At 59.9% G+C, this 23,316-nt stretch carries 24 protein-coding genes; 13 read left to right on the forward strand and 11 right to left on the reverse strand.

Annotated features, from left to right (window positions below):
* The first annotated feature begins 257 nt into the window (after positions 1 to 257).
* The gene (locus tag EI293_RS16660) at positions 258 to 728 is read left to right on the forward strand and encodes a ferritin-like domain-containing protein (RefSeq protein ID WP_125439686.1); all 471 of its coding nucleotides are present in this window, start codon (positions 258 to 260) and stop codon (positions 726 to 728) included.
* A gap of 167 nt (positions 729 to 895) precedes the next feature.
* Positions 896 to 2,395 carry an exonuclease domain-containing protein gene (locus tag EI293_RS16665; RefSeq protein ID WP_125439687.1) on the forward strand — a complete coding sequence of 500 codons (1,500 nt, stop codon included), beginning with the start codon at positions 896 to 898 and terminating at the stop codon, positions 2,393 to 2,395.
* Between the two features lie 83 nt (positions 2,396 to 2,478).
* On the opposite strand, the gene EI293_RS16670 is transcribed toward EI293_RS16665, so the two are convergent.
* A complete protein-coding gene (locus EI293_RS16670) occupies positions 2,479 to 2,901 on the reverse strand; it encodes a hypothetical protein (RefSeq protein WP_125439688.1) in 423 nt (140 codons plus the stop codon).
* Positions 2,902 to 3,052: 151 nt separating this feature from the next.
* On the opposite strand from EI293_RS16670, the gene EI293_RS16675 reads away from it, so the two are divergent.
* Positions 3,053 to 3,472 carry a hypothetical protein gene (locus tag EI293_RS16675; protein WP_125439689.1) on the forward strand — a complete coding sequence of 140 codons (420 nt, stop codon included), beginning with the start codon at positions 3,053 to 3,055 and terminating at the stop codon, positions 3,470 to 3,472.
* Positions 3,473 to 3,483: 11 nt separating this feature from the next.
* Here the strand turns inward: EI293_RS16675 and EI293_RS16680 are convergent, their stop codons facing one another.
* Positions 3,484 to 5,082 (reverse strand): hypothetical protein, encoded by a 1,599-nt coding sequence (locus EI293_RS16680; RefSeq protein ID WP_125439690.1) that lies wholly within the window; start codon positions 5,080 to 5,082, stop codon positions 3,484 to 3,486.
* Positions 5,083 to 5,239: 157 nt separating this feature from the next.
* On the opposite strand from EI293_RS16680, the gene EI293_RS16685 reads away from it, so the two are divergent.
* Complete coding sequence (locus EI293_RS16685) at positions 5,240 to 6,835, forward strand: hypothetical protein (protein WP_125439691.1); 1,596 nt, start codon at positions 5,240 to 5,242, stop codon at positions 6,833 to 6,835.
* A 95-nt stretch (positions 6,836 to 6,930) separates the two neighbouring features.
* Here the strand turns inward: EI293_RS16685 and EI293_RS16690 are convergent, their stop codons facing one another.
* Positions 6,931 to 8,055 carry a DNA topoisomerase IB gene (locus tag EI293_RS16690; RefSeq protein ID WP_125439692.1) on the reverse strand — a complete coding sequence of 375 codons (1,125 nt, stop codon included), beginning with the start codon at positions 8,053 to 8,055 and terminating at the stop codon, positions 6,931 to 6,933.
* Between the two features lie 253 nt (positions 8,056 to 8,308).
* Here EI293_RS16690 and EI293_RS16695 point away from each other — a divergent pair, with 253 nt between their 5' ends.
* Together EI293_RS16695 and EI293_RS16700 are read left to right on the forward strand one after the other, a co-directional pair.
* The gene (locus EI293_RS16695; RefSeq protein WP_125439693.1) at positions 8,309 to 9,118 is read left to right on the forward strand and encodes a M48 family metalloprotease; all 810 of its coding nucleotides are present in this window, start codon (positions 8,309 to 8,311) and stop codon (positions 9,116 to 9,118) included.
* 173 nt (positions 9,119 to 9,291) lie between these two features.
* Positions 9,292 to 10,473, forward strand: a complete 1,182-nt coding sequence (locus EI293_RS16700; protein ID WP_125439694.1) for an App1 family protein — start codon at positions 9,292 to 9,294, stop codon at positions 10,471 to 10,473.
* A gap of 64 nt (positions 10,474 to 10,537) precedes the next feature.
* Here EI293_RS16700 and EI293_RS16705 read toward each other — a convergent pair whose 3' ends face one another.
* Entirely contained in the window at positions 10,538 to 11,002 is a 465-nt protein-coding gene (locus EI293_RS16705) for a YybH family protein (RefSeq protein WP_125439695.1), read from the reverse strand.
* A 93-nt stretch (positions 11,003 to 11,095) separates the two neighbouring features.
* Positions 11,096 to 11,821 (reverse strand): monofunctional biosynthetic peptidoglycan transglycosylase, encoded by a 726-nt coding sequence (mtgA, locus tag EI293_RS16710; RefSeq protein ID WP_246010699.1) that lies wholly within the window; start codon positions 11,819 to 11,821, stop codon positions 11,096 to 11,098.
* Between the two features lie 257 nt (positions 11,822 to 12,078).
* On the opposite strand from mtgA, the gene EI293_RS16715 reads away from it, so the two are divergent.
* Together EI293_RS16715 and EI293_RS16720 are read left to right on the forward strand one after the other, a co-directional pair.
* Positions 12,079 to 12,711 carry an LON peptidase substrate-binding domain-containing protein gene (locus tag EI293_RS16715; RefSeq protein WP_125439697.1) on the forward strand — a complete coding sequence of 211 codons (633 nt, stop codon included), beginning with the start codon at positions 12,079 to 12,081 and terminating at the stop codon, positions 12,709 to 12,711.
* Between the two features lie 84 nt (positions 12,712 to 12,795).
* Entirely contained in the window at positions 12,796 to 14,019 is a 1,224-nt protein-coding gene (locus EI293_RS16720; RefSeq protein ID WP_246010700.1) for a metallophosphoesterase, read from the forward strand.
* Here the strand turns inward: EI293_RS16720 and EI293_RS16725 are convergent.
* The gene (locus EI293_RS16725) at positions 14,016 to 14,927 is read right to left on the reverse strand and encodes a diacylglycerol/lipid kinase family protein (RefSeq protein ID WP_125439698.1); all 912 of its coding nucleotides are present in this window, start codon (positions 14,925 to 14,927) and stop codon (positions 14,016 to 14,018) included. The genes EI293_RS16720 and EI293_RS16725 overlap by 4 nt on opposite strands.
* A 101-nt stretch (positions 14,928 to 15,028) precedes the next feature.
* Positions 15,029 to 15,838 carry a M48 family metallopeptidase gene (locus EI293_RS16730; RefSeq protein WP_125439699.1) on the reverse strand — a complete coding sequence of 270 codons (810 nt, stop codon included), beginning with the start codon at positions 15,836 to 15,838 and terminating at the stop codon, positions 15,029 to 15,031.
* Between the two features lie 194 nt (positions 15,839 to 16,032).
* On the opposite strand from EI293_RS16730, the gene EI293_RS16735 reads away from it, so the two are divergent.
* Positions 16,033 to 16,227, forward strand: coding sequence for a hypothetical protein (locus EI293_RS16735; RefSeq protein WP_125439700.1), 195 nt, complete (start codon positions 16,033 to 16,035; stop codon positions 16,225 to 16,227).
* 78 nt (positions 16,228 to 16,305) lie between these two features.
* On the opposite strand, the gene EI293_RS16740 is transcribed toward EI293_RS16735, so the two are convergent.
* On the reverse strand, positions 16,306 to 17,124 hold the full coding sequence (locus EI293_RS16740; protein ID WP_125439701.1) for a murein L,D-transpeptidase catalytic domain family protein: 819 nt from the start codon (positions 17,122 to 17,124) through the stop codon (positions 16,306 to 16,308).
* A gap of 138 nt (positions 17,125 to 17,262) precedes the next feature.
* Between EI293_RS16740 and EI293_RS16745 the strand changes: the two genes are divergently transcribed.
* A complete protein-coding gene (locus EI293_RS16745) occupies positions 17,263 to 17,649 on the forward strand; it encodes a hypothetical protein (RefSeq protein ID WP_125439702.1) in 387 nt (128 codons plus the stop codon).
* 136 nt (positions 17,650 to 17,785) lie between these two features.
* Here EI293_RS16745 and EI293_RS16750 read toward each other — a convergent pair whose 3' ends face one another.
* Together EI293_RS16750 and EI293_RS16755 are read right to left on the reverse strand one after the other, a co-directional pair.
* Positions 17,786 to 18,190: a hypothetical protein gene (locus tag EI293_RS16750; protein ID WP_125439703.1), complete on the reverse strand. Its 405-nt coding sequence runs from the start codon at positions 18,188 to 18,190 to the stop codon at positions 17,786 to 17,788.
* A 276-nt stretch (positions 18,191 to 18,466) separates the two neighbouring features.
* On the reverse strand, positions 18,467 to 18,940 hold the full coding sequence (locus tag EI293_RS16755) for a DUF4199 domain-containing protein (protein WP_125439704.1): 474 nt from the start codon (positions 18,938 to 18,940) through the stop codon (positions 18,467 to 18,469).
* 303 nt (positions 18,941 to 19,243) lie between these two features.
* Here EI293_RS16755 and EI293_RS16760 point away from each other — a divergent pair, with 303 nt between their 5' ends.
* Both EI293_RS16760 and EI293_RS16765 read left to right on the forward strand, forming a co-directional pair.
* The gene (locus EI293_RS16760; RefSeq protein ID WP_125439705.1) at positions 19,244 to 20,866 is read left to right on the forward strand and encodes an ABC-F family ATP-binding cassette domain-containing protein; all 1,623 of its coding nucleotides are present in this window, start codon (positions 19,244 to 19,246) and stop codon (positions 20,864 to 20,866) included.
* A 19-nt stretch (positions 20,867 to 20,885) separates the two neighbouring features.
* On the forward strand, positions 20,886 to 21,662 hold the full coding sequence (locus EI293_RS16765; RefSeq protein WP_125439706.1) for a hypothetical protein: 777 nt from the start codon (positions 20,886 to 20,888) through the stop codon (positions 21,660 to 21,662).
* Between the two features lie 105 nt (positions 21,663 to 21,767).
* Here EI293_RS16765 and EI293_RS16770 read toward each other — a convergent pair whose 3' ends face one another.
* A complete protein-coding gene (locus EI293_RS16770; RefSeq protein ID WP_125439707.1) occupies positions 21,768 to 21,938 on the reverse strand; it encodes a lmo0937 family membrane protein in 171 nt (56 codons plus the stop codon).
* A 340-nt stretch (positions 21,939 to 22,278) separates the two neighbouring features.
* Between EI293_RS16770 and EI293_RS16775 the strand changes: the two genes are divergently transcribed.
* A complete protein-coding gene (locus EI293_RS16775) occupies positions 22,279 to 23,166 on the forward strand; it encodes a 3-hydroxyacyl-CoA dehydrogenase family protein (protein ID WP_125439708.1) in 888 nt (295 codons plus the stop codon).
* Positions 23,167 to 23,316: the final 150 nt, after the last annotated feature.

A 23,316-nucleotide genomic window follows, 5' to 3' on the forward strand; every position in this document is an offset into this window, starting at 1 on the left:
CACTTCGCCAATTGTGCGGCCGCCTTGCTGACAAGCGGCCACCACACGTTCACGCAAGTCGGTGGAGTAGGCTTTCATCAACGGAATCTACACTAAAACCTGTACACAAACCTGGAATTCGCTCTAATATCTACCTGCTGAGGTATTGGACCGGAATTTTACACGCAACCCCACCCCGCTTGGCTGCGGTATACAGCACAGGCTGCCGCTTCCGGCGGGGCCTTGCACTGAATTCCTCCACCCTATTTCTTTCCATCATGGCTACTATCACCGGCGAAACCGCCCGCGCTTACAACGACCTCGTAGAAATCAATAAAACTGCCGCCAAAGGCTACCAGGAAGCCGCCGAAGGCGTAAGCAGCCCCGACCTGAAATCGAAGCTGAGCGAACTGAGCCAGCAGCGCGCCAAATTCGCGGCAGAGCTGAACCAGCACGCCAGCCAGTACGGCATCTCGCCCGAAAACGAATCAACCATTGAAGGCGTGGTAGCGGATGCCGCCGCCGCCGTACACCGGGGCTGGATCAACCTCAAATCGGTGGTTACGGGTCAGGACGATTCGGCTATTCTGGGCGAGTGCGAAACCGGCGACGCTACGGCGCTGAGCTCGTACGAAACCGCGCTGAAGTCAACGGAGCTGCCCGTAGATGCCCGCAGCGTGATTCAGAAGCAGCACGGCGAAATTCTGTCGGCCAAAAACTGGATTACTCAGCAGAAAGGTACCCGCTAAGCGGCTCCTACCAGCTAAAAAAAGACCTGCCCTTCCGGCGGGTCTTTTTTTGTGCGTTGAACTGTGAAGAAGGAACCTCAGCCCGCAGCACCGTTGCAACCTTCCGACCCGGTATCTTTGTTACAAATCAGCTTAGCCGGAATCCAGTTCTATTAGCCCCGCCGCTTTTGTACGCCATCATCGACCTTGAAACCACCGGGGGCCAGCCCGCGCAGGACCGCATCACCGAAATTGCCATTTACATTCACGATGGCGAGAAAGTGGTGGATGAGTTCAGCACTTTACTCAACCCCGGACGGGCCATTCCGTTTTTCATCACCCAACTCACGGGCATCACCGACGATATGGTGCGGGAGGCGCCCAAGTTCCACGAGGTGGCGCGCAAGGTGGTGGAAATGACCGAGGGGTGCGTGTTCGTGGCCCACAACGTGCGCTTCGATTACTCTTTCCTGAAAAAGGAATTTGCCGACCTGGGCTACAATTACTCCCGTAAAACGCTGTGCACAGTACGCCTGAGCCGCTCCCTGATGCCGGGCCAGCCGAGCTACAGCTTGGGCAAGCTGTGCCAGAACATCGGGATTCCGCTCAACGGCCGTCACCGCGCCGCCGGCGACGCGGCGGCCACGGCCATTCTATTTGGGCGGTTGCTCACTATCAGTCAGCAGCAGGAGGATCCGGAGGCCACCGGCCTGACGCCTGCCGATACCCTAGCGGCCGTGGATGCCGCCGCTCCGGCCGGTCGCAAGCCCGGCACTGCGGCGGCTCCGGCTACCAAGCAGCCCTCGGCCCGGAAAATCAAGGCCGTGCAGGAGGCTATCAAAACGGCTCTGCTCCCGCCTAACATCACCCCCGAGAAAGTAGCGGCACTGCCCCACGAGGCGGGCGTGTACTACTTCCACAACGAGGCCGGCGAGGTGATTTACGTGGGCAAAAGCATCAACATCTACAAGCGGATTCAGCAGCACTTCGCCGTCGATTATAAGTCGCGCAAGAGCATTGAGTTCAAGAACTCGATTTCGGAAATCACCTGGGAGCTGACGGGTTCGGAGTTGGTAGCGCTGCTGTTTGAGTCGCACGAAATCAAGCGCCTCAAGCCGTTGTACAACCGGGCACAGCGCCGCTCAGTGTTTCCGGCCGGCATCTTCCTGCGCACCGACGAGAACGGCTACAAGCACCTCTACTACGGCCGCGCCGACGACCACGCCGAGTCGCACCCGCTCATTGCGCTGGGCAACCAGTACAAAGCCAAGGGCTTCCTATTTCATAAGGTAGCCAAGTTCAACCTCTGCCAGAAGCTCTGCGACCTGTACAAAACCCAGGGCGCGTGCTTTGACTATCAGGTGCACCGCTGCAAGGGCGCGTGCCTGGGCTTGGAGCCGGCCGAGGAATACAATCAGCGCGTGGAAGCTGCCATCGAGTCGTTTACCTACGAGCACGGCTCGTTCGTGGTCATCGGGCAGGGTCGGCGGGAGGATGAAAAGAGCCTGGTGGTAGTGGAAAACGGCCGCTATCTGGGCTTCAGCTACATCGACGAAACATTCTCCGCCCGCCGCTTCGCCGATTTCCGGGACGCTATTACGCGCTACAACGATAACAAGGACGTGCAGCAGATCATCCGCCAGTACCTGCGCACCCCACACAAGGATAAAGTGAAGGTGTTCAAGTGAGATGAGAGAGTATAGAAGTGAGAGGTAAGAAGCGCGTTGGCGGAACGAAACGCTTGCTTCTCACTTCTAAAGGGTCTGACGCCTCACTTCCCGGCCTGGGCTTGCTGCAGCCACTGCACGGCGCGGGTTTCATCGTTGAAGCGGCGCATCTGGTAGGTACGGGCGGGGTCGTGGTCGGCGACCTGGAACGCGGGTAGTGCCTCGGTCAGCTGCTGGTAGTCGGGCGACAAAAGCTGGCTCATGAAGACGGGCTGTCCCATTTTGCTGGCCAGTTGGGGGAAAAATTCTTCCAGTCCCCAGCGGGTAGTATCGGCATCGGCGGGCTGGCGGCGGCGGCCATCCAGCAGCCAATAAGCACACTGACACTGTTGCGCGGCCTCCAGAATCAGTTGGTATCCCCACTGGGTCTCCGCCCCCGATACTGGCCGCAACCAGCGGGCCACCAGAAAATTGAGGTCAGGACGGTAGGTGAGCGAAAGAAAGTCGGGGGCGGCGAAAATGTGCATGCAGGAGTGTAGTGGCCGCCAATATACGCCACGATGACCAGCAGCCCGTTATGCGGGTGCCTAGTACCGGCTCCAAGCCAGCTAGTTCAAGGATTCCGATTGTCAGCGGCGTAATCGTACCTTCGTGGCGGCTGGCTTCAGCCCGTTTCATATGACAAACAGTGCCTCCTTCCTGCAGATTTCTTTCCGACCCGACCTGCACCTGCTCATCATGCGCTGGCTGCGCGACGTAACACAGGCCGAGCTGAAGCAGGGCTACTCGGAAGTCCTGCAGGCTGCCCAGCAGCACAATGCCACCTGCTGGCTGGTAGATTCCCGCCGCCGGGTGCAGTCAGATGAGGCAATGGTACAGTGGCTGGCCAACGATTACCTGCCCACGCTTAGCGCGCAGCTGGGCAACCAGCTCATTCGCCTAGCCTGCCTGGTAGCGGCTACCTGGCAACCCGCCGAAGCCCCTGCCACGCCCCTGGCCGTACTGGCCCAGCGGCCTAGCCAGGCCGCTTATTCCTATCACGTCCAGCTTTTTGGCGACGAAGGAACGGCTATGCAGTGGTTGCAGGCTAGCTGCTAAACTACCGCCCCCTAAAACAGCCGATGCCGCAGCAACCAGCCGGCCGCGTCGAATTCCTCGGCCCGAGGCTGGTACTTCTCCTGTTTCAACTGGCCCAGGCGGAGCGTGTTACCGTCGCCGCTGTCGTAGATGGTGAGGCGGCTGCCGGGGCGTTTGGGCGGGGCGGGTACGGCCTCCAGCAGGTCCTGTCCCGCCCCGTCGTACACCCCAATCTGCAGGCGCGCATCGGGCAGGCCGCGCAGCTCAAACGCGTCGTTGCCGCCCAGCCCGAACAGTTTGAGTGAGCGGGTTTCCGTGGCAGAGAATGTGCGCTCGTGCAGCAGCTCGCTGCCCTGGGGCGAAAGGCGAAACAGCTGCACCCGCACCTGGCCGGGGCCGGTAGCCTCCAGCACAAACCGCTCGGCCTCATCGGTGCCGGGCAGCTCCACGTCGCGGTTCAGCAGCGCGTAGAATTTATCGGCTACGGCCGGCAGCTGCTCGCGGCGACTCCGGAGCTTATGGGTAAAATCGGCGGTACTCATGCGCTGCACTTCGGCGGGCCACACGGCCAGCGCCCGGGCAATGGCCGGGTCCGACAAGGAGTTGCGCAACGAATCGGCAATCTGGCGAAAGTCCTCCCGGCTCAGGTAGGCCAGCAACGACTTATCCATGGGCCGTGCGGCCCGGTTGAGGCCCTCCACATCGGCCAGCCGGATTTTTTCATGAAAACTCTGGTAGTTCGATTTCACCCAGCCAATCATGTGCGTCAGCAGGCCGTCATCGAACTTGAAAAAGGCATGGTCCCGGTCGCGCGGAATAGCGCGGTAGGTAGTGCCGCCGCCGGCCGCTGGAAAGCTGGCCCAGCGCCACTGGTCCTCACGGCGGCTCCAGTCGCCCAGCCACATATCGAACAGCCGGCTGCGCAGGTACTGGCGGGCATCAATCTGAAAGCGGGAGCTGGCAACCAGATTGGTGAACACCTTGCGGGAGCTTTCCACGGCCGCCGAGTTGCCGAAACTACCCACAGTGCGCTGGTCGCCCTCGGGCCGCTCCTCGAACAGGTACAGGGCCTGCCCGAAACTCTCCCGAAACTCCCCCAGGGCCGGGTCATCGGCAATGTACACGAGCCGGGGATTGGTGTGATACAGACCGGCAGCCTGGGCCAGCGGGGCCACGATGTAGGCCCCATACGGGTGAATCACGCTGGTCTGGTCCTTCATCAACCGCCCGATGGGGCCATCCTGTAAACCTTCCGGCAAGGCTTTGGTAGCATCCTTATCCACGGAGCGCAGCACATACTGCACGCCGCTGCGGTCCACGAGCCGCAGGTTTTTGGTCTGAAACGAGCCGCCTTCCCGAATGGGCGTAAGCCCCCCGGGGACGGCCGTACGCAGGTTAAAAACCGGTACCGTTACGGGCAACCCCCACAGGGCTCGGTAGTGCGTGCCCCAGAAGAAGCGGTGTACCGCGCCCCGGTCATACTGCGGCCCGGCGGCTATCAGGACCGTCGAGTCAGGGCGAATAGCAGGTAGCGCGGTAGCCGGGGGCGTTTGGGCCGGGGCCGCGCAGGAACTCAGAACCAGAGCACTGCATAAGCCTGCGGCCAGCCAAGATGCAGAGGAGGAAAACAACACGAATGAGCAGGCGTTTCGGCGGGAGGCAAACCCGCCCCGGACGGAGCGGCTGCCCCTTATAGCGCAAAGCCGCCCTCCACGGTTGTACGCAGTGGCATTGACTTTTCTGCCGAAGTTGCGTTGAAGGACCCGAAGCCGCGCTTTCCCGCCCCGCATGAATCCACGCTACCCTTTCGCTTTTCTGCTCCTCACGGCCGCCTCGTGCAGCCGTGACACGTATTTCCAGCCCGATGCCCGGGTGGATTTTGCCTCTCCCCTGCCCGCCAACGCCGACAGTGCCCGCGTTACGGCCGGACGCCATTACCGGCGCGGCCCCTCGGGCCGTTTCTTTCTGGGGCCGCACTACCGCCGGGCCTGGGCCGAACCGGTTACGCTGCCGGTCCTCAACCTACAAACGGCCGTGCCGGGCGGTCTGAAATTTGGCAAAATCGGGGGCGGCTTCCAGACCATCAGCATGACTGTGGTGGGAGCCGATGGCCGCAGCTACGCCCTGCGCAGCATCGACAAGGACCCTTACCGCACTCTGCCCAAAGTGCTCCGGCAGGGCTTCATTCTGACCACCGTGCGCGACGCCACCTCGGCGGGCATGCCCTACGGGGCCTTCGTAGTGCCACTCTTAGCCGAGGCTGCCGGCTTGCCCCACACCACGCCCCGCGCATTTTACGTTCGGGCCGATGAAACCGGCCTGGAAGAAGCATCCGAGCGGTTTCGCGGCAAAATAGTGTTGTTGGAAGAGAAATTCGAAGGCAAGCAGAACATTGCCGGCCCCGTGGCCGGTGCCCTGGATCTGGAAGAAACCGAGGACGTGCTGGAAGACCGGTACGCCGCCCCGGGCCACCGGCTGGATGGCGAAGCCTACGTGCGGGCGCGCCTGCTCGATTTGTGGCTGGGCGACTGGGACCGGCACGAGGGCCAGTGGAGCTGGGCCGCCTACGCCCAGCCCGACGGCCGCACGCTCTGGAAACCCGTGCCCCAGGACCGGGACCAGGTTTTCTTCCGCTTTGATGACGGCGCGTTATCGTGGCTAGTGAGCAAGCTGGCGGGCAAGTTCCGCACCTTCCGCCCCCACTACGAAAGCATTGAGGGCTACACTCGCAACGCCTCGTTCGTGGACGAGCGGGCGCTGGCGGCCGTGCCCCACGCCACGTACCTGCGCACCGCCCACGAGTTGCAGCTGCGCCTTACCGATACCGTTATTGAGCAGGCCGTGCGCCAGGGGTTGCCTAAGGAAGTATATCAGCTGGAAGGCCCCCGCATGATAGCCACGCTCAAAGCCCGCCGGGCCGCGCTACCCCAGGCCACCGAGGAGTTCTACCGCCTCAAGGCCCGCGAGGTGCTGGTAGCCGGCACCGATGCCGCCGAGCGGTTTGTGGTGGAGCGCTTGAACGATACGGCCACGGTGGTATCGGTGTACACGCTGCCGGTGCGCAAAAAGGCCCCGGCCGCCTCACTGGTGTATCAGCGCAGCTTCAACCCGGCCCACACCCACACCGTCCGGCTACACGGACTGGGCGGGAAAGATGAGTTTCTGGTGTCAGGCCAGGTGCGCCGCTCACCCTTCGTGGAGGTGTACGGCGGCCCGGGCGAAGACCTGCTGCAGGATTCTTCCCGCGTAGCCGGCCTGCGCAAGCGCACCCGCTTCTTCGATACCCGCCGCAACAACGTGCTGGAACCCGGCCCCGAAACCAAGGACCGCACCGCTCACAGCGTCCTCTCCCACGCCTTCGACCGGGACGGCTCGGGGCGGTAAGTGATGAAATAGTGAGCTGGGGAAATGGTGAGTTTGACGTTCTGTTTGCGCTACCCGCGCCACTTCAACATCAAACTCACCATTTCACCAGCTCACTATTTCGCCTTTTCCAGCTCCGCCAGCATATCCAGCACCATGTGCTCGGTGGGAGTTAGCTGGTCGTTTTCGGCGGGGTCGGCGTCGTGGCGGCGCAGGTAGTCGATGAGCTTATCGGAGTTGAACAGCTCGATGACCTGCGGGTGAATGTAGTATTTGGAGCACACGCTGGGCGTGTTGCCCAGGTTTTCGGCCACTTCCTTTACCGCGCGCTTCAGGGTTTTGGGCTTCGGGAAGTCGGGCTCCTCATCCAGCACGCGCTCCAGGCATTCCACCATTTTCACGGTTCCCCCCCAGGTACGAAAATCCTTGGCTGATAGGCTCAGGCCGGTTACCTCGTGCAGGTAGTCGTTCACGTCGTCCGATTCCAGCTCCTGGCGGTGACCATCAGAAGCGTAGTACTGGAACAGGTGCTGGCCGGGAATTTCCTTGCATTTCTGCACCAGCCGGGCCAGTTTCCGGTCGTGTATGGTCAGGTTGTGGGGCACGCCTTTCTTACCCACGAAGCTAAAGCGCACATCCGCGCCGCTCACGGCTACATGCTTGTCACGCAACGTAGTGAGGCCGTAGGTCTTGTTCTTTTTGGCGTATTCCTTGTTGCCCACCCGAATAAACGACTGGTCCATGAGCGTGAGCACCAACGCTACCACCTTGCGCTTGTCCAGCTGGGGGCGGGCCAGATCTTTGGTCATCTGCCCCCGCAGTTCGGCCAGTTTCTCCCCGAAGGCCCGCAGGCGGCTGAACTTGGTGAGGGCGCGGGCCTGGTCCCAGGCCGGGTGGTAGAGGTACTGCTTACGGCCCTTGGCGTCGCGGCCGGTTACCTGCAAATGGGTGGTGGCCGAGGGCGAAATCCACACATCGGTCCAGGCCGGCGGAATCACAAAGCCCTGAATACGGGTCAGTGTTTTATCGTCGGCTACCGGCTCGCCTTTGGCCGTTAGGTAGTGGAAGCTGCCGCTCTTCGTAGCCTGCCGGGTGAGGCCGGGCTTGGTATCGGTGAGGTAGCGCAGACCGGCCAGCTCGGCCTGGCGGGCGGGGTCTTTGTACAGCAGGTGTGCCTCTTCCAACGGATTCAGGCGCTTTTTTTTGGTTTTGGGGCGGGGAGTGGTGGCAGTAGTCGTCATGAATAGCAAGCGGAAAGCGGGTGGATAGGTGGAGTGTTGAACGGGGAAACCGGAAAAATGGGTGGACAACCGTGCATCACCTGATTTTTCCGGCTGATTTCCCGACGGTTGGTACTGGCGGGCGGGCCCCATACAACGGCTGATGCAACACGGGCGGCCCCGGGGCCGTTAGGAGGCCGCCGGCTCTGGCACTGTTTTTTCTAGGGCGCCGGCATTGCTCTCCTTTCTTCACCACCTCAACTTCCGGCGTACGATGCGTACTCTTCTGCAAAAAACCGGGCTGCTGGCCGGCCTTGCACTTACTCTTGGCGGTGCCGCCTCCTGCTCCAAAGACGGCGACGGCGTGCTGCTGTTCTCCATCGAAGACGATAAAGCCCTGGGCGAACAGGTAGCCGCCCAAACCGATTCCACCTTCCGCGCCAAGGGGCAGCTGGTGGAACCCGGCAGCAACCCCCGCGCCTACGCCGCCCTGGGCCGCATTGTGAACCGGGTGCTGGACAGCGGCAAGCTGCAATACCGCAACGAGTTTCCGTGGGACGTAAAAATCATCAAGGATGACGCTACGCAAAACGCCTTTGCCACGCCCGGTGGGCACATTTATGTGTACTCGGGTCTGATTAAGTATCTCGATAACGAAACCCAGCTGGCCGGCGTGCTGGGCCATGAAATTGCCCATGCCGACCGGCGCCACACCTCCCGCCAGCTCCAGACCCAATATGGCATCAGCACGCTGCTGAGCCTGGTGCTGGGCGACAACCAGAACACGTTGGTGGAAGTAGCCAACGGGCTGGGCCAGCTCAAATTCAGCCGCGACTACGAAAACGAGGCCGATGCCTACTCGGTGGAATACCTCAACGGCACCAATTACTACGCCTGCGACGGCGCGGCGGGCTTCTTTATCAAGGCCCAGAACGATGGTCAGCAGAATCCGCCCGAATTCCTGAGCACCCACCCCGACCCCGGCTCCCGCATCCAGAACATTCAGACCAAGGCCGACCAGCTGAACTGTCGTAACCGCACGGCTGCTTCCTCCGACTTCAATGAGCTGAAAAGCAGCCTCTAGTCAGTGACCCTGCGCGGCTTTTGCGGCCCGGCAGGTGTACGTCGAAAAAGCTCCCGATTGGCGTCGGGAGCTTTTTTTGTGGCTGAGGCTGAGGCTTGCAGCAGATTGGTCGTAACACCCGGCCGGGCCGCTTGCGTACGGATAATTCCGCCAACCCGCTTTCTTTACGCCCTATGGCTTTACTCGACAAACTCAACGGCTGGGCCGAACGGGCCGATGAGGCGCTGACCCGCACCCGTGCCCGCCTGGGCCTCTTGCACCCACTCCAGCTGGTTTCCTACCGCAGCTATGGCACGCCCGAGCGCCTCTACGTGAAGGGCCGGCTACTCACCGATAAGGGCATCAGTGAGCCGGACCCCAACGACTCCCGCTGGCACAACCTACTGAACATGTACCGCCGCTTCGACAGCAACGAAATCAGCGGCGCGCAGCTCAGCGTGTTGCCCGCCGATGGCTCCGAGCATCCGGTCATTTCAGATGAGGAAGGATACTACACGCTGAACCTGGAGCCGAAAGTGCTGCCCGAGCCGGTTGATTTCCTGTGGTATCCGGTGGAGGTGTTATTGCGCCAGTCCCCGCATCCGTTCCCCACGCCGCCCGGCCTGCGCACCCGCAATATGGTTCTGATTCCGCCACCTGACGCGGAATACGGCATTATTTCCGACCTGGATGATACCGTCATTCAGACTTCGGCCACCGATTTGCTGCGCATGGCCCGCACTGTGCTGCTACGCAATGCCCGCTCCCGCCTGCCTTTCAAAGGCGTGGCCGAGTTCTACCGCCAGTTGCAGCTGGGCCGTAACGGGAAGCGCAACAACCCGTTTTTCTACGTCAGCAGCTCGCCCTGGAACCTGTATGACCTGCTGGAGGACTTTTTGGAGTTGAACGATATTCCGCCCGGGCCGCTTTTGTTGCGCGACATGGCCTTGAAACGCAAGCAGGCCGGCTCAGCATCCGAGCATCACGGCCACAAGCTTAAGGAAATCGACAACCTGCTGCTCACGTATCCCAAGCTACCTTTTGTGCTCATCGGCGACTCGGGCCAGGAAGATGCCAATATCTACCGGGAAGTAGTGCGCCGCCACCCCGGCCGCGTGCTGGCCATCTATATCCGCGACGTAAACCTGCCGGAACGCTCGGCATTGGTGACGAAAGTAGCAGAGGAGCTACGCGGTGAGCAGGTAGAGATGTTGTTGGTAAAGGACACGGTTTCGGCCGCCCAACACGCCGCCAGCTCTGGCTTGGTCTTCCAGGAAGCAGTGCCCGCAGTGGAGCAGGAAAAGCAAAAAGACGAAACTGCCCCTGAAGAAGACGGCCTTGATGGTGAAGGTACCGGCCAGCCGGTGATGAGTTGAATGGCTGGATGAATGGGTAGATGGGTAAACCATCATCCAGCCAGCCATTCAACAATCCAGCAATTCAGCTCGAATGGTCCGCTACCACTACCCACTGGCCGTTGATGCGGCGGAATACCAGCAAGAAGTGGCCCTGCAGGTCGCCGGCAGCGGGGCGGGCCAGGTGCCAGCGGCCGATAACCTGGGCCGCCTCGGGGCTGAGGGGCTGGATGCGCAGGTTGGAGAAATCGAGCTGGCCCATGGCGGCGGCATCGGGGTAGCTGCGGCGGTAGTTGTCGAGGGTGCGCTGCCAGCCGTACGTCAGGCCGCTTTTACCGATGAATACCAGGGAGTCGTTCTGCCAGTAGCCCTGCATGAAACCGGCCACGTCGCCCCGGTTCCAGGCGGCCGTCTGGGTGGTGAGCACCTGCAAGATGGCCTGCCGGGCCGCGCCCGTTTGCGCGGCGGTTGGTGCCGTGGTTTGCGGAGCAGTGGTAGCGCAGCCCGTCACCAGCGCCAGCGCGGGTAATGGCAAAAGAAGACGTTTCATAGAAGTAGTCAGCATACCACGCGAAGAAACGCAAATGCCCGCTTTCGGCCGAACCGGAAGCGGGCATTTTGTATGGCAGTGGCAGGCAGTGGGCTATTCCTCCATCAATTCCCGCACGTACACCGAGCCGCGCAGCTGGCGCATCCGGCGTAGCACCCGACGCTGCTTGAGGCGGGCCTGGGGGCCGGGGTTGCTGGCCCGAAAGCGCAACGGGTTGGGCAACACCCCCGCCAGCAGCGCGGCTTCCTGGGGCGTGAGCTTACCGGCCGATTTGTGAAAATATTGCTGCGAAGCGGCCTCCGCCCCAAAAATACAGTCGCCCATTTCAGCCACGTTCAGGTACATCTCCATAATGCGGCGCTTGTTCCAGAGCAGTTCGATGAGCAGCGTGAAATAGGCCTCGGCGGCCTTGCGCACGTAGCTGCGGCCGTGCCACAGAAACACGTTCTTGGCCACCTGCTGCGAAATAGTACTACCGCCGCGCAGTTGCTTTTTACCGCTCATGTTGGACTTGGCCGCCTTCAGCAGCGCGTCGCCATCGAAGCCGTGGTGCAGCAGAAACCGTTGGTCCTCGGCCGCTACCAGGGCCAGCGGCAGCTGCGGCGACACTTCCTCCAGCGGTTTGAATGCGTACCGGACGCGCCGGTCGTCTTCCCGGATGCCGTGGTAGCCTTTACCCACCGGAGCATGAGCGCGCCGGTCCAGCATAAGCCAGGTGGCGGGTGGACTCACCCAGCGGTACACCAGCACCCACGCCACCGAAGTCAGAAAAAGAGCTACTACCACCTGAAGCGTGAGCCGCCCCGCACGGCGGGCCATTTGTCTGTAATCCTTCACAAAATTGCTGCCTAGCCTTGAACACGACCCCAACCCGGAGCCCGGCGCAAAAATAGCGGCTGTTTCAGCACTTATTGGTCTCTCGCCGGTTATTATCCGTCGGGCTGGTCACCGGGGCTTCTCTGCGGCAAAAAAAGTCCCCCTGCCCTAGGCTGACCACTCATCAAGCTAATCCGGTAAAGCCTTACCTTGAGCCGTCAGCTACAGTACGCTTCCACTCTGCTATTCTACCCCACTCAATGCGCCAACTGGCTCTTTTTCCGCTTAATCTGGTGGTTTTTCCCGGCGAGAAACTCAATCTGCACATTTTTGAACCCCGCTACCGCCAACTGGTACACGATTGTCTGCAGGATAATAGCACGTTCGGCATTCCGCCCTACATCAATGGCGGGGTGAGCATGCTGGGCACGGAAATGCGGCTGCTGAATATCGAAAAAACCTATCCTTCGGGCGAAATGGATATCCGGACGCGGGCCGTGGGGCTGTTTCGGGTGCGGGAGTTTTTCCACGAGCTGCCGGGCAAGCTCTACGCCGGAGCTACCGTGGAAGAGCTGCCCGATGATACCGCTGCCGATCCGGCCCTGCACCAGCAAACCCGAAGGATGATTGAGCAGCTCTACGATATTCTGAATTTGCGGCGGCTGTTCCTGGATTTGCCGGAAAACTTCCGGGCCTATGACGTGGCGCACCACCTGGGCCTGAATACCGAGCAGGAGTACGAGTTGCTGGAAGCTACGTCGGAACTGGAGCGGCAGCAGCTGATGCTGGCCCACTTGGAACATATCCTGCCGGTGCTGCAGGAAACGGAGCATCTGAAGGAGCGGGTACGCCTCAACGGCCACTTTAAAAACCTCACGCCCCCGGCTTTCTGAGCCGATTTGCCCACAGCAGGCTTACATAGCTTTACCATAGCGGGCGTTGTTTCGTAGAGCTAGTATGGTCTTCCGCTTCTTCCCGTGCCGGTAACTTCTCTGCTCCTGTATCTACTGGCCGCCACGGCTGTTGCCCTAACGCTATGGCTCTTGCGCCGGTTTGCGGAGGAGCGGCGTTACCGGCGCAGGCCCTACGTAGCTCCGGCGCACAACGATTGGTCACTGCTGCCACTGCCCGCCGATGCCCCCCAGCACCGCGTAGCCCTGCTCGGCGACCCGGGTGCCGTAGCTACCAGCGGTTCCGACCCAATCCTAAACCTGCTGGCCGATTGGCAGCAGGAAACCGGCCCGGCCGGCACAGTCATTATCCTGGGCGACAACATTTACCCCACTGGTCTGCCGGCCCCCGAACACCCGGGCCGGGCCGCTGCCGAGGCGCGTTTTGAGGCCTTACTATCTACGCTACGCCAGTTTCAGGGCCACGTAGTGCTGCTCAGCGGCAACCACGACTGGAACAAGGGCCGGCCGGATGGCTGGGAATATCTGCGGCGGCAGGAGGCGTATGTGCGGGAGCATCTGCCCACTGCCCATTATCTACCAACCGATGGAGCACCGGGGCCGGTTACCTTGCAACTAGCCGATGGCCTCCTGCTCATCGTGCTGAATACGCAGTGGTGGGTGCAGCGTGGCCCGCGCCCGGCCGCCGACGCCAAGGAGCCGTTTCGGCAGCTCCGGCAGCTGCTGGACGCCAACCGGCATCAGCGAGTAGTAGTGGCCGGACACCATCCGCTGTATTCCAATGCGCTGCACGGGGGCAAGTTCACAGCCAAACAGCACGTATTTCCTCTCACTACGGTGCATAAGCGGGCCTACGTGCCGTTGCCTTTCATTGGGTCTCTGCTCCCGCTCTACCGCAAGCTGTTCGGAGCGGCCGAGGATATGGCTCATCCCCGCTACCGCAAAATGCGCCGCCGGTTGCTGCGGGTTCTGCACGACTTTCCGCACGTCATCTACGCGGCCGGCCACGACCACAACCTGCAATATTTTCAGCGGTACGGCGGGCATTACCTGGTGAGTGGCGCAGGTAGCAAGACGGCCTTCGTGCAGAAAGGCGGCAGTGCCACGTTTGTGCACGAGCACACCGGGTTTTTCAGCCTCGATTTCTACGCCGGTCAGGAAACCTGGTTACGGACGCTGGAGCCGGGCGCTGCCTCGGAGGTTTTCCGGCTGCGGCTACAGCCAGCCCAGCCGACTACGCCTCCGGTAGTGCCTCTGCCGCAGCAGCTGGGCCAGCTGCTAAGCCGCTAGACTGTGGCGGGCACCAGCACCCGCAGGCTGGCCGGGTACATTGTCACCTCTACCGGCGTGGGCAGATAGTACGGCTCACCATCAATCTGCACCAACACCTGCGTGGCTCCCGGCACACTTACGCGGGCCCGACTGCAACATAGCCGACGAGTGTAGTCTGAAGCGTCAAAGTCACTGGTGTAGAGGCGGTACAGCAGCCCTGGAGCCGCCGTATTCGGGAAAGGCTCAATCAGGCAGATTTCAAACTTCCCATCATCCAGCTGGCTATCGGGGTTGATGATGACGTTGCTGCCGAACGTATTGGCATTGGCAATAGTCAGCATAAACGCCGCGCCTTCCCAGGTTTCCTGGTCCGTTTCGATGCGGTAGGTGGCGGGCTGGTAAGCGGCGTATTCCTGGGTGGCAATGCGCACGTAGGCCCCCGGTCCGCGCACGTCGCCCGCATCAAACCGTTCCACAATGAGGGCATTGAAACCCATATCGGCCAGATGCGCCGAGAACCTGCCGCCCACGCGCAACGTGTCCAGAGTGCGTACCTGATAGTCCCAGGTAAGGCGGAGCGCCTCGGCCGGGTCCTGCGGAATGCCCAAATCCTTCGAAAGTCCGTTGCCGGAACCCAGGGGCAGAATCCCCAGCGGCAGATGCGTGTTGCTCACTACTTCGGCCACCAGGCTTACCGTTCCATCACCGCCGGCCGCAAACACGGCGTCGTAGGTTTGCTCATGCAAGTGCCGGCGCAACCGGGTCAGATCAGACTCCCCATCGGTATGAAAAAATGCTGCCGTCCGGCCCCTTTCGGCACAGTAGGCAGTAATAGAACCTTCCAGTTCCGACTTATCGATGTCGCCGGAAACGGGATTGAGCACGAACAGGAGCCGCCGAAGCTGCGCAGGGGAAGTGGGAAGCATGCGAGAAGCTGATACGCGGTAGACCGTACAAATATGGCACTTTCGTAAACGAATGGAGCCGGCTTTTGGCCGGCTCCGGAACAGAAAAAATTGCGTCAGGGCTAGGGCTTCAGGTTAGCCGGCAAACCTTGCGGATAGTCGGTGTTGATTTCCTGCTGCAGTTCCTGAATCCGGTTACCCGGGTTAGGATGAGTGCTCAGGAACTCAGGCGGGTTGCTGCCCTGGTTGGCTTGCTGCAGCACTTCCATCACCTGAATCATGGAGCGGGGGTCGTAGCCGGCAGCCGGCGTGAAATCAACGGCCAGACGGTCGGCTTCCAGTTCATCTTCGCGGCCGTAGCGCAACGTGAGCAGCTTGCCCACCATGGCGGCAGCGGCGGCACTGGCGGCGGTACCGGGCCGTTCGGGGTCGTAGAGGCCGATGGCGGCGGCCCCGGTCAGGCCGCTGGTGAGGCGCGACTTGGCAATCTGCTCCGCCGAGTGCCGTCCCACCACGTGCCCGATTTCATGGGCCAGCACACCGGCCACCTGTCCTTCGGTTTTCAGGTTTTTCAGCAGGCCCGCCGTAATGAATACCTGCCCACCAGGCAAGGCAAAGGCGTTGATTGTATTTTCATCGGCCAGCAAGTGAAACTGGAATTTGTAGGGCGACTGGCCGGCCTTGGTCGACCGGACAATTTCCTGGCCGATCCGCTCTACAGCTGCTCCGGCCTTCTGGTCGGGGTGAATGCCGCCGTATTGCTGCGCCATTTCGGGGGCAGCCTGCAGGCCCAGGGCAATTTCCTGGTCGGCCGACATATCTACGTGCTGAACTTCGCCCGTAACTTCATTCTTCTGGGTGTTGCAGTAGTAGGGAATGAACGCAAAGGCGGCCATTACCAGGGCAATTATGTAGCGTAGGTTGCCTCTCATGATTAGTTGGAAGGAAGGGGAGTAGGGAAAGTGCGAAAACCGGACGAAACGTCCTTTGCGCCTTGTAACGCGCAGCTTTCGGTAGGGTTGCCTGCCCTGTTGAAACCTAAAATCCAGTGGTACACGTATCAGGCCCTATCCCGGTCACTCTCTCCCCGGAGGGCCTTTCTCCCCACTGCAACTCCCCTTTCCCTATGAATCAAAAACGCACTTTCGGCAGCATCCTGACCGTTTTGGGTATTATCGGCATCATTATAGCCGCGTTGGCCTTCCTGCAAATTGGTGGCCTGGGACTCAGCAAGATGAACTCTCTGGTTCCGTTTGTGGTAGGCTTGATTTTCTTTTTTGCCGGCATCAATCTGGTTCGTACCACCAGTGACCGGGCCTAACGTTTCCACCATATAAAATGCCAGCGGCCCGCCTCTCAGGTTGAGAAGCGGGCCGCTGCTATTGGTACGCAGGCGAAGCTAGCCGGCGCGAGCTATCAGTCCTTTGCTCTGCGCAAAAGCCAGCAACGCGGAGTCCAAAAGTAGTAGTTGAGAGTGGTAAGCCGAGTTGGCCGGCCCGTTGGCAAATAGCACCGTTCCGCCTTTGATAGAGCGAATGATGCCGGGCGTCTGGGCTACGGGCAAAGCCGGACAGCCCTGGCTGCGCCCCAGCCGCCCATGCTGCCGGATAAATTCCTGGCTTACGTACTCAGCCCCATGTACTACCACGGCCCGGCCCAGGGCATTCGTATTGTAGCCTTCGTCCACACCATGCAACTTCAGGGAAAGGCCGTGCTTGCCCTGGTACGTTTGGCCGGTTACGTAAAAACCCAGGCTGCTCATCTCGGAGCCCTCCCGGTTCGAAAACGTCTGGGCGTATTCCTCACCGGTGTTCTTGCCGTGTGCTACCAGCGTATGGTGCAATAGCCGGCCCTGGGCCAGGTCCACTACCCATAACCGTTCCCGGGTGCTGGAGCGGCTGAAATCGACAATAGTAACCGTGTGGCAGTTGGCACTAATAGTACCCTGCTGCTGCAGATTATAAAACCCCACCAAAGCTTTGCGGTACACATCCAACGGTACGCCAGCCGCCGTTAGGCCGGCACGGGCGTACGTCAGGGCCACATGCTGTTCGAAAGCAGCCGTATATGCCATCCGTGCCGAAGCACTCAATACGGAACTGGCGGGGGCTTCTTCGGGTACCACAACCGAGGCGGCGGCCCGTACATTGCCCATGGGGATGAGCAGGGAAAGACATGTCAGTAAAAGACCGGCGGTGAAAGTCGGCAAATTCGGCATCGGCTAAAGTAGTCGGGGCGAAGAAATTGGAAGTAGCTTGCACAGCGGCTCTGCTTTGGGCTAGCCAAAAATAGCACTTTTGCGTCAATTAATCCTGAGATGCTCAACCACTTGACCGAAAAAACTGTTCCTTCTCTTTTGCTTCGTGCTGCTTTTACGGGGCTGATGGCGCTGGCTTGCACCAGCTGTGGCCATGATCTGCCGGCACTCCCCGGCTTCGATGCAGCCACCTGGCGCGCCGATTCCTACGGCTGCCAGAACCGCCGCCGCCAGCTGCTGCCCGTGCTCGAAAAGCACCGAAACGCCCTATACGGCTCCCGAATCAATGACATCACCGCGTTACTGGGCCACCCCGACGAAGAGGAGCTCGGCGAGCAAAGCGACAAAGTATATATTTACTACGTGACCCCTGGCTTGCACTGCGCCCCCGGCCACCCGCGCTCCGGCAGCAACAGAATGCTTCTGCGAAGCGGAGCAACCGGTACCATTACCGAAATTATTCTACCGGTAATCAAAGACAAATAAATATAACTATTACAATATTTATCATTATTAACCTGTCACACTACCCGGCTCCTGCTGGTACAGTAATACAGCAACGGCCGCTTCTCTCGTCAGAGAAGCGGCCGTTTTTACTTTACACAAACTACTTTATGCAGCCTTACCCAAGCCCTCCATCGGTAGAGTTGGTTGGCTGAGCGGGCATTACATCACGGTGCTGCTCGTTGTGAAATAGGCTTAGCTGCGAGGGGGTGAGGATGCGGCTACACTCCGTTTCGTACTGCGACTCCAGTTCCGCCAGTTTGGCGGTTCGCTCCATAAGGTCGTCGTGGTATTGCCACTGAATTTCTTCGGTACGGGCCAGCTTGATCTTATTGACGGCTCGCAGCTGAATAAACTGGGCTTCATTTAGTTGTAGTTGCTGGCTCATGGAACGCGTCAGCTCCTCTACCTGAGCGGTAGAAGGCTCCGCAATGCCGGGACGCTCAGCGTATCGGTCTTTCATCTGGGCATGCGCGGCGGTGCCAAAGGCAGCCAGTAAACAGGTCAGGACAAGAGCTTTCATGGGAAAACGGTGGAAAGCGGGCAGGTTTGAGAGCATAGGTATGTAGTGGGCAACCAACCAAGCGGCAACGTAAAAGATTCCACTTCATCCCTATTATTTCTATCCAAAAATACGTGGTTTAAAGCATAATCACAATCTTTTTAAACAAAATAAGACAATTATTTATTGAAATAATTAATACAAATAACTCTATACCGCATATTCTCCTTCCCCTTTTATGCATACCAGCCGGCCTTTGGGGCCGGCTGGTGGCAATTGTTGGCATAATGAGGACAACTACTCGAGTCCAGTCATTGGCTTGTGGTCTGGGCTCTTGTAGTACTGCATGGCAATCAGCGAGATAATCATGCCCGACATGGCTCCCTGCAGGATAATGGCCAGGAAGGCAATGGTTACCGAGAGGTCGAAGCCGAACAGGTCCTGCGCCCGGATGCCGTCCATGATATGGCGGTTCAGCACCCCGGCGTACAGAATAAAGAAGAAGCTGAATGCCACCGAGGCCACAGCCGCCGTGATAATACCTGTGGCAAAGCCGTGCAGATAGGGCATCCGGCCGTGCCGGAACCGCTTATAGTGCGCAATGGCCATACAGATACCCACGGCCAGAATCACGCCGTTCAGGAAGCTCAGCTCAATCCGCTCGGCCAAGCCGAACAGGGAGGCAATAATGAAGTATATAATCATGCCGCCGGCCGTGAACAGGCCATACCGCACCCCATTGGTTTCGGGGGTAATGTGGGGAGTTGCCATACGCTGATCGAATTAAGAAGTTGGAAGAGAAACCGGGCGGACGACTATGCCCGGAACTACCGGCGGGAAGTTGCTTGTTGCAACTTCGTCCTCCCGCTCTGCTCCCGGCCCTGGCCCGCTTCCTTTTTTATACCGCCCTGACCGGTAGGTTGTTGTGTGTTTCGGGCTTTTTTTTCGGCGCGGCGCTATTCTGTTCCGGGCAATTCCGGGGAGGCGGGGCATTTTGCGTACTTTTGCGGGCCGGGAATCAGCTGCACTGCTCTTTACCGGCCATTTTCGGGATTTTTCCGCCTTACTTCACCTATGATCAGCACCTCCAACGTAAGCCTGCGCTACGGCAAGCGCGTATTGTTTGAAGACGTTACCATCAAGTTCATGCCCGGCAACGTGTATGGCCTCATCGGGGCCAACGGCGCGGGTAAGTCCACGTTTCTGAAAATTCTCTCGGGCGAGATTGAGCCCAACACCGGCTCGGTGGATATGCCCAAGGGCGCCCGCCTCTCGGTCTTGAAGCAGGACCAGTTTGCGGCCGATGCTTTCCCCGTGCTCCAGACCGTGATTATGGGCCACACGCGCTTGTGGAAGGTGATGGAGGAAAAAGATGCCCTCTACGCCAAGGCCGACTTCTCGGACGCCGACGGCGAGCGGGCCGCTGAGCTGGAAGGCGAGTTTGCCGACCTCGAAGGCTGGAACGCCGAGTACGAAGCCGCCGAGTTGCTCTCGGGCCTCGGCATCGGCGAAGACAAGCACCACACCCTGATGGCCGACCTGGGTACCTCCGACAAGGTGCGCGTGCTGCTGGCCCAGGCCCTGTTCGGTAACCCCGACGTGCTGCTGCTGGACGAACCAACCAACGGCCTCGACGCCGAGACCGTGCTGTGGCTGGAGAACTTCCTCGACTCGTTCCAGAATACGGTAATTGTAGTAAGCCACGACCGACACTTCCTCGACGCGGTGTGTAACTACATGGCCGACCTCGACTTCTCGAAAATCACCATGTACCCCGGCAACTACTCGTTCTGGTACGAGTCGTCGCAGCTGGCTTTGCGCCAGCGCCAGGATATTAATAAGAAGACCGAAGACAAGCGCAAGGAACTGGAAGAATTCGTGCGCCGCTTCTCGGCTAACGCTTCCAAGTCCAAGCAGGCTACCTCGCGGCAGAAACTGCTCCAGAAGCTCACGCTGGAAGAAATCAAGCCCAGCTCGCGCAAGTACCCTTACATTGCCTTCAAGCCCGAGCGCGAGGCTGGCAACCAGCTGCTGACGGTGGACAACCTGAGCAAGTCGGTGGACGGGCAGGTGGTTTTCCGCAACGTGTCCTTCGCGCTGGACAAGAAGGACAAAGTGGCCATCATCGGCCGCGACGACCGGGCCGCTTCCCTCCTGTTCGACGTGCTGTTTGAGCAGGTGAAGGCCGAAACCGGCGACTTCAAGTGGGGCACCACCATCACGCCCAGCTACTTCCCCAAGGAAAACACCGAGTTCTTCGATACCAACCTGAACCTGGTGGATTGGCTGCGCCAGTACAGCACCGAGAAGGATGAATCCTTCATCCGGGGCTTCCTGGGCCGTATGCTGTTCTCGGGTGAGGAGTCGCAGAAAAAAAGCAACGTGCTGAGCGGGGGCGAGAAAGTGCGCTGCATGCTTTCCAAAATGATGATGGAAGGCGGCAACGTACTCGTACTCGACGACCCAACGAACCACCTGGACCTGGAGAGCATCACGGCCCTGGATAACTCCCTGCGCGAGTTCAACGGCACGCTGCTGTTCGCCTCCCATGATTTGCAGGTAATTCAGTCGGTAGCCAACCGCATCATTGAGCTGACGCCCACGGGCATCATCGACCGGCGCATGAGCTACGAGGAATATCTGGCTGACGAAAACATTCGGGCTCAGCGCCAGCGCATGTATCAATTGGTATCGTAAGTACGTTACTACAAGCATTATGAAACGACTCTTGTTCCTGATGCTGATAAGTGGGGCCGGCCTGGTTGGGCTGGCCCCTACCGTTTCAGCCCAAACCACCGATACTACCCGCACGGTAAAGCCCCAGTTGAACACGGCCCCGCCCGGTGGCGCCCCGGCACCCGCGCCCCGGCAGCCGGCTCCCGTGTACCAGCCCGCGCCCACGCCCCCCGTTGCCCCCGACCCGAACATGCCGGCCTCTAACCAGCCATTCGACCCCAACCGCCCCTCGGGCATGGATTTGCCCCAGCGGCCTGGCGTGGCCCCACCGCCCCCACCCTTGCGCAAGTATTTTCTGTACACCAACTTTGGCCTGGGATTCAGTAGCCTGTACGGGTTCAGCCAGTTCAGCGCCAGCCTGGCCCCGGCCATCGGGTACCGGTTTACGGAGCGGTTTGCCGCCGGGCCGGGCATTTCCTACGCTTACAACAGCTACTCTCTGCGTGGGACTGATGGCATCAAAACCAGCAGTTTGGGCGTGAAAGGCTTTGCCCAGTTCATTGCCTATAAGGAGTTCTTTCTGCACGCCGAATACGAGGTGACCCAGGCAGAAGTACTGTATCAGGACCAGAATACCGGTCAGCTCTTCAAGCGCAAGCTCAACGTGCGCACGCCCCTGGCCGGGGCTGGCTACCGTACCCGCTTCAGCGACCGGGCCGCCGCCGACATTGTGGTACTCTACAACTTCAACGACGGATTCGAGGATATTTACGGGCAGCCGGTTATCCGCTTCAGCTTCCTGTTCGATCTGAAATAGCCTTCCCGCTGGCACAACAAAAAGCCCCGCTCATTGCTGAGCGGGGCTTTTTGTGTTTTTCGGACAGGGTAAATTCCACCTACCAAAGTGGAAGTCAGAGGGGAGTTAGACTACCCGGCCGCCGCGAATAACACGCAGCAGAATGGCGATGATGGCAATAACCAACAGGATGTGGATCAAACCGTTACCGGCAATACCGGTACCGAGTACACCGAAGAAGCCCAGGGCCCAGATGATGATCAGGATGACGGCGATGATATACAGTAGATTTCCCATGATGAAAGGAGAGCGTAAAGGGTGAAAAGGGAGAGAGGAATAGAGCGGTTCCGGCAGGTACTGGGTGAAGTCTGCCTCGGAAGCCGTTCTGCGGATTTGTACGCGGGGGTCGTGCCAAAAGGTTTATAAACCCGTCGTATTTTTTTCATACTTGGACGGCGGCAGCGGCTAAAACCGCCGCTAAACCCTGTGCAAGCGGTTTTGTTACGCCAAAAAAACCGCTTGTACTCCACCGCTATTCTGGTAGTACCGGCCTTGAGGCAGCCCGGATTTCGGGTTAGCTTTGCAGCAGTTTTCCCGGGCTTCGGCCCATTTCCCACCCACTCTTTCTTTTCACGATATGAACGTTGCCGTAATTGGCTCGGGCACGATGGGCAATGGCATTGCCCACGTTTTTGCCCAGCACGGTTTCTCCGTTGCCCTGATTGACGTCAGCCAGAACGCCCTCGACAAAGGCCTCGCCACCATCGGCAAGAACCTGGACCGCCAGGTAACCAAGGGCAGCCTCTCGGCCGACGACAAAACGGCCACCCTGGGCCGCCTCACTTCCTTCACCAGCATTGCCGAGGGCGTCCGCACCGCCGATTTAGTAGTAGAAGCCGCCACCGAGAACGTGGAACTGAAGCTCAACATCTTTCGGGAGCTGGACCAGCACGCCCCGGCCGGGGCCATTCTGGCGTCCAACACGTCGTCTATTTCCATCACCCGCATTGCGGCCGTCACACAGCGGCCCGCGCAGGTTATTGGCATGCACTTCATGAATCCGGTGCCGGTGATGAAGCTGGTGGAGGTTATCCGGGGCTACGCTACTTCCGATGAGGTGACGCGGCGCGTGATGGACCTCTCGCGGGAGCTGGGCAAAACGCCCACCGAGGTAAACGACTACCCCGGCTTCGTGGCCAACCGCATCCTGATGCCCATGATCAACGAGGCCATCTACAGTCTGTTCGAGGGTGTGGCCGGCGTGGAGGAAATTGACACGGTGATGAAGCTGGGCATGGCCCACCCCATGGGGCCGCTGCAGCTGGCCGATTTTATCGGACTGGATGTGTGCCTGGCTATCCTGCGGGTGCTGCACGATGGCCTGGGCAACCCTAAATACGCCCCCTGCCCCCTGCTAGTAAACATGGTAACGGCTGGCCGCCTGGGCGTGAAGTCGGGCGAAGGATTCTACTCCTGGACCCACGGCACCAAAGACCTGGTGCTAGCCGAGCGGTTCCGCAAGTAAATCACAGATGTTGCAGATAACTGGATGACGTTGATTCAGGTTCTGCTGATTCGCGGTGCCTGCGGTATATAACGAAGCCCTTCCCGACTACCCGGGAGGGGCTTTTTGCTTCCCGGAAGCGGCCCCGGCCTTAGCAACTGGCCCTACCGC

The organism is Hymenobacter perfusus, assembly GCF_003944765.1.
GTDB classification, from domain to species: domain Bacteria; phylum Bacteroidota; class Bacteroidia; order Cytophagales; family Hymenobacteraceae; genus Hymenobacter; species Hymenobacter perfusus.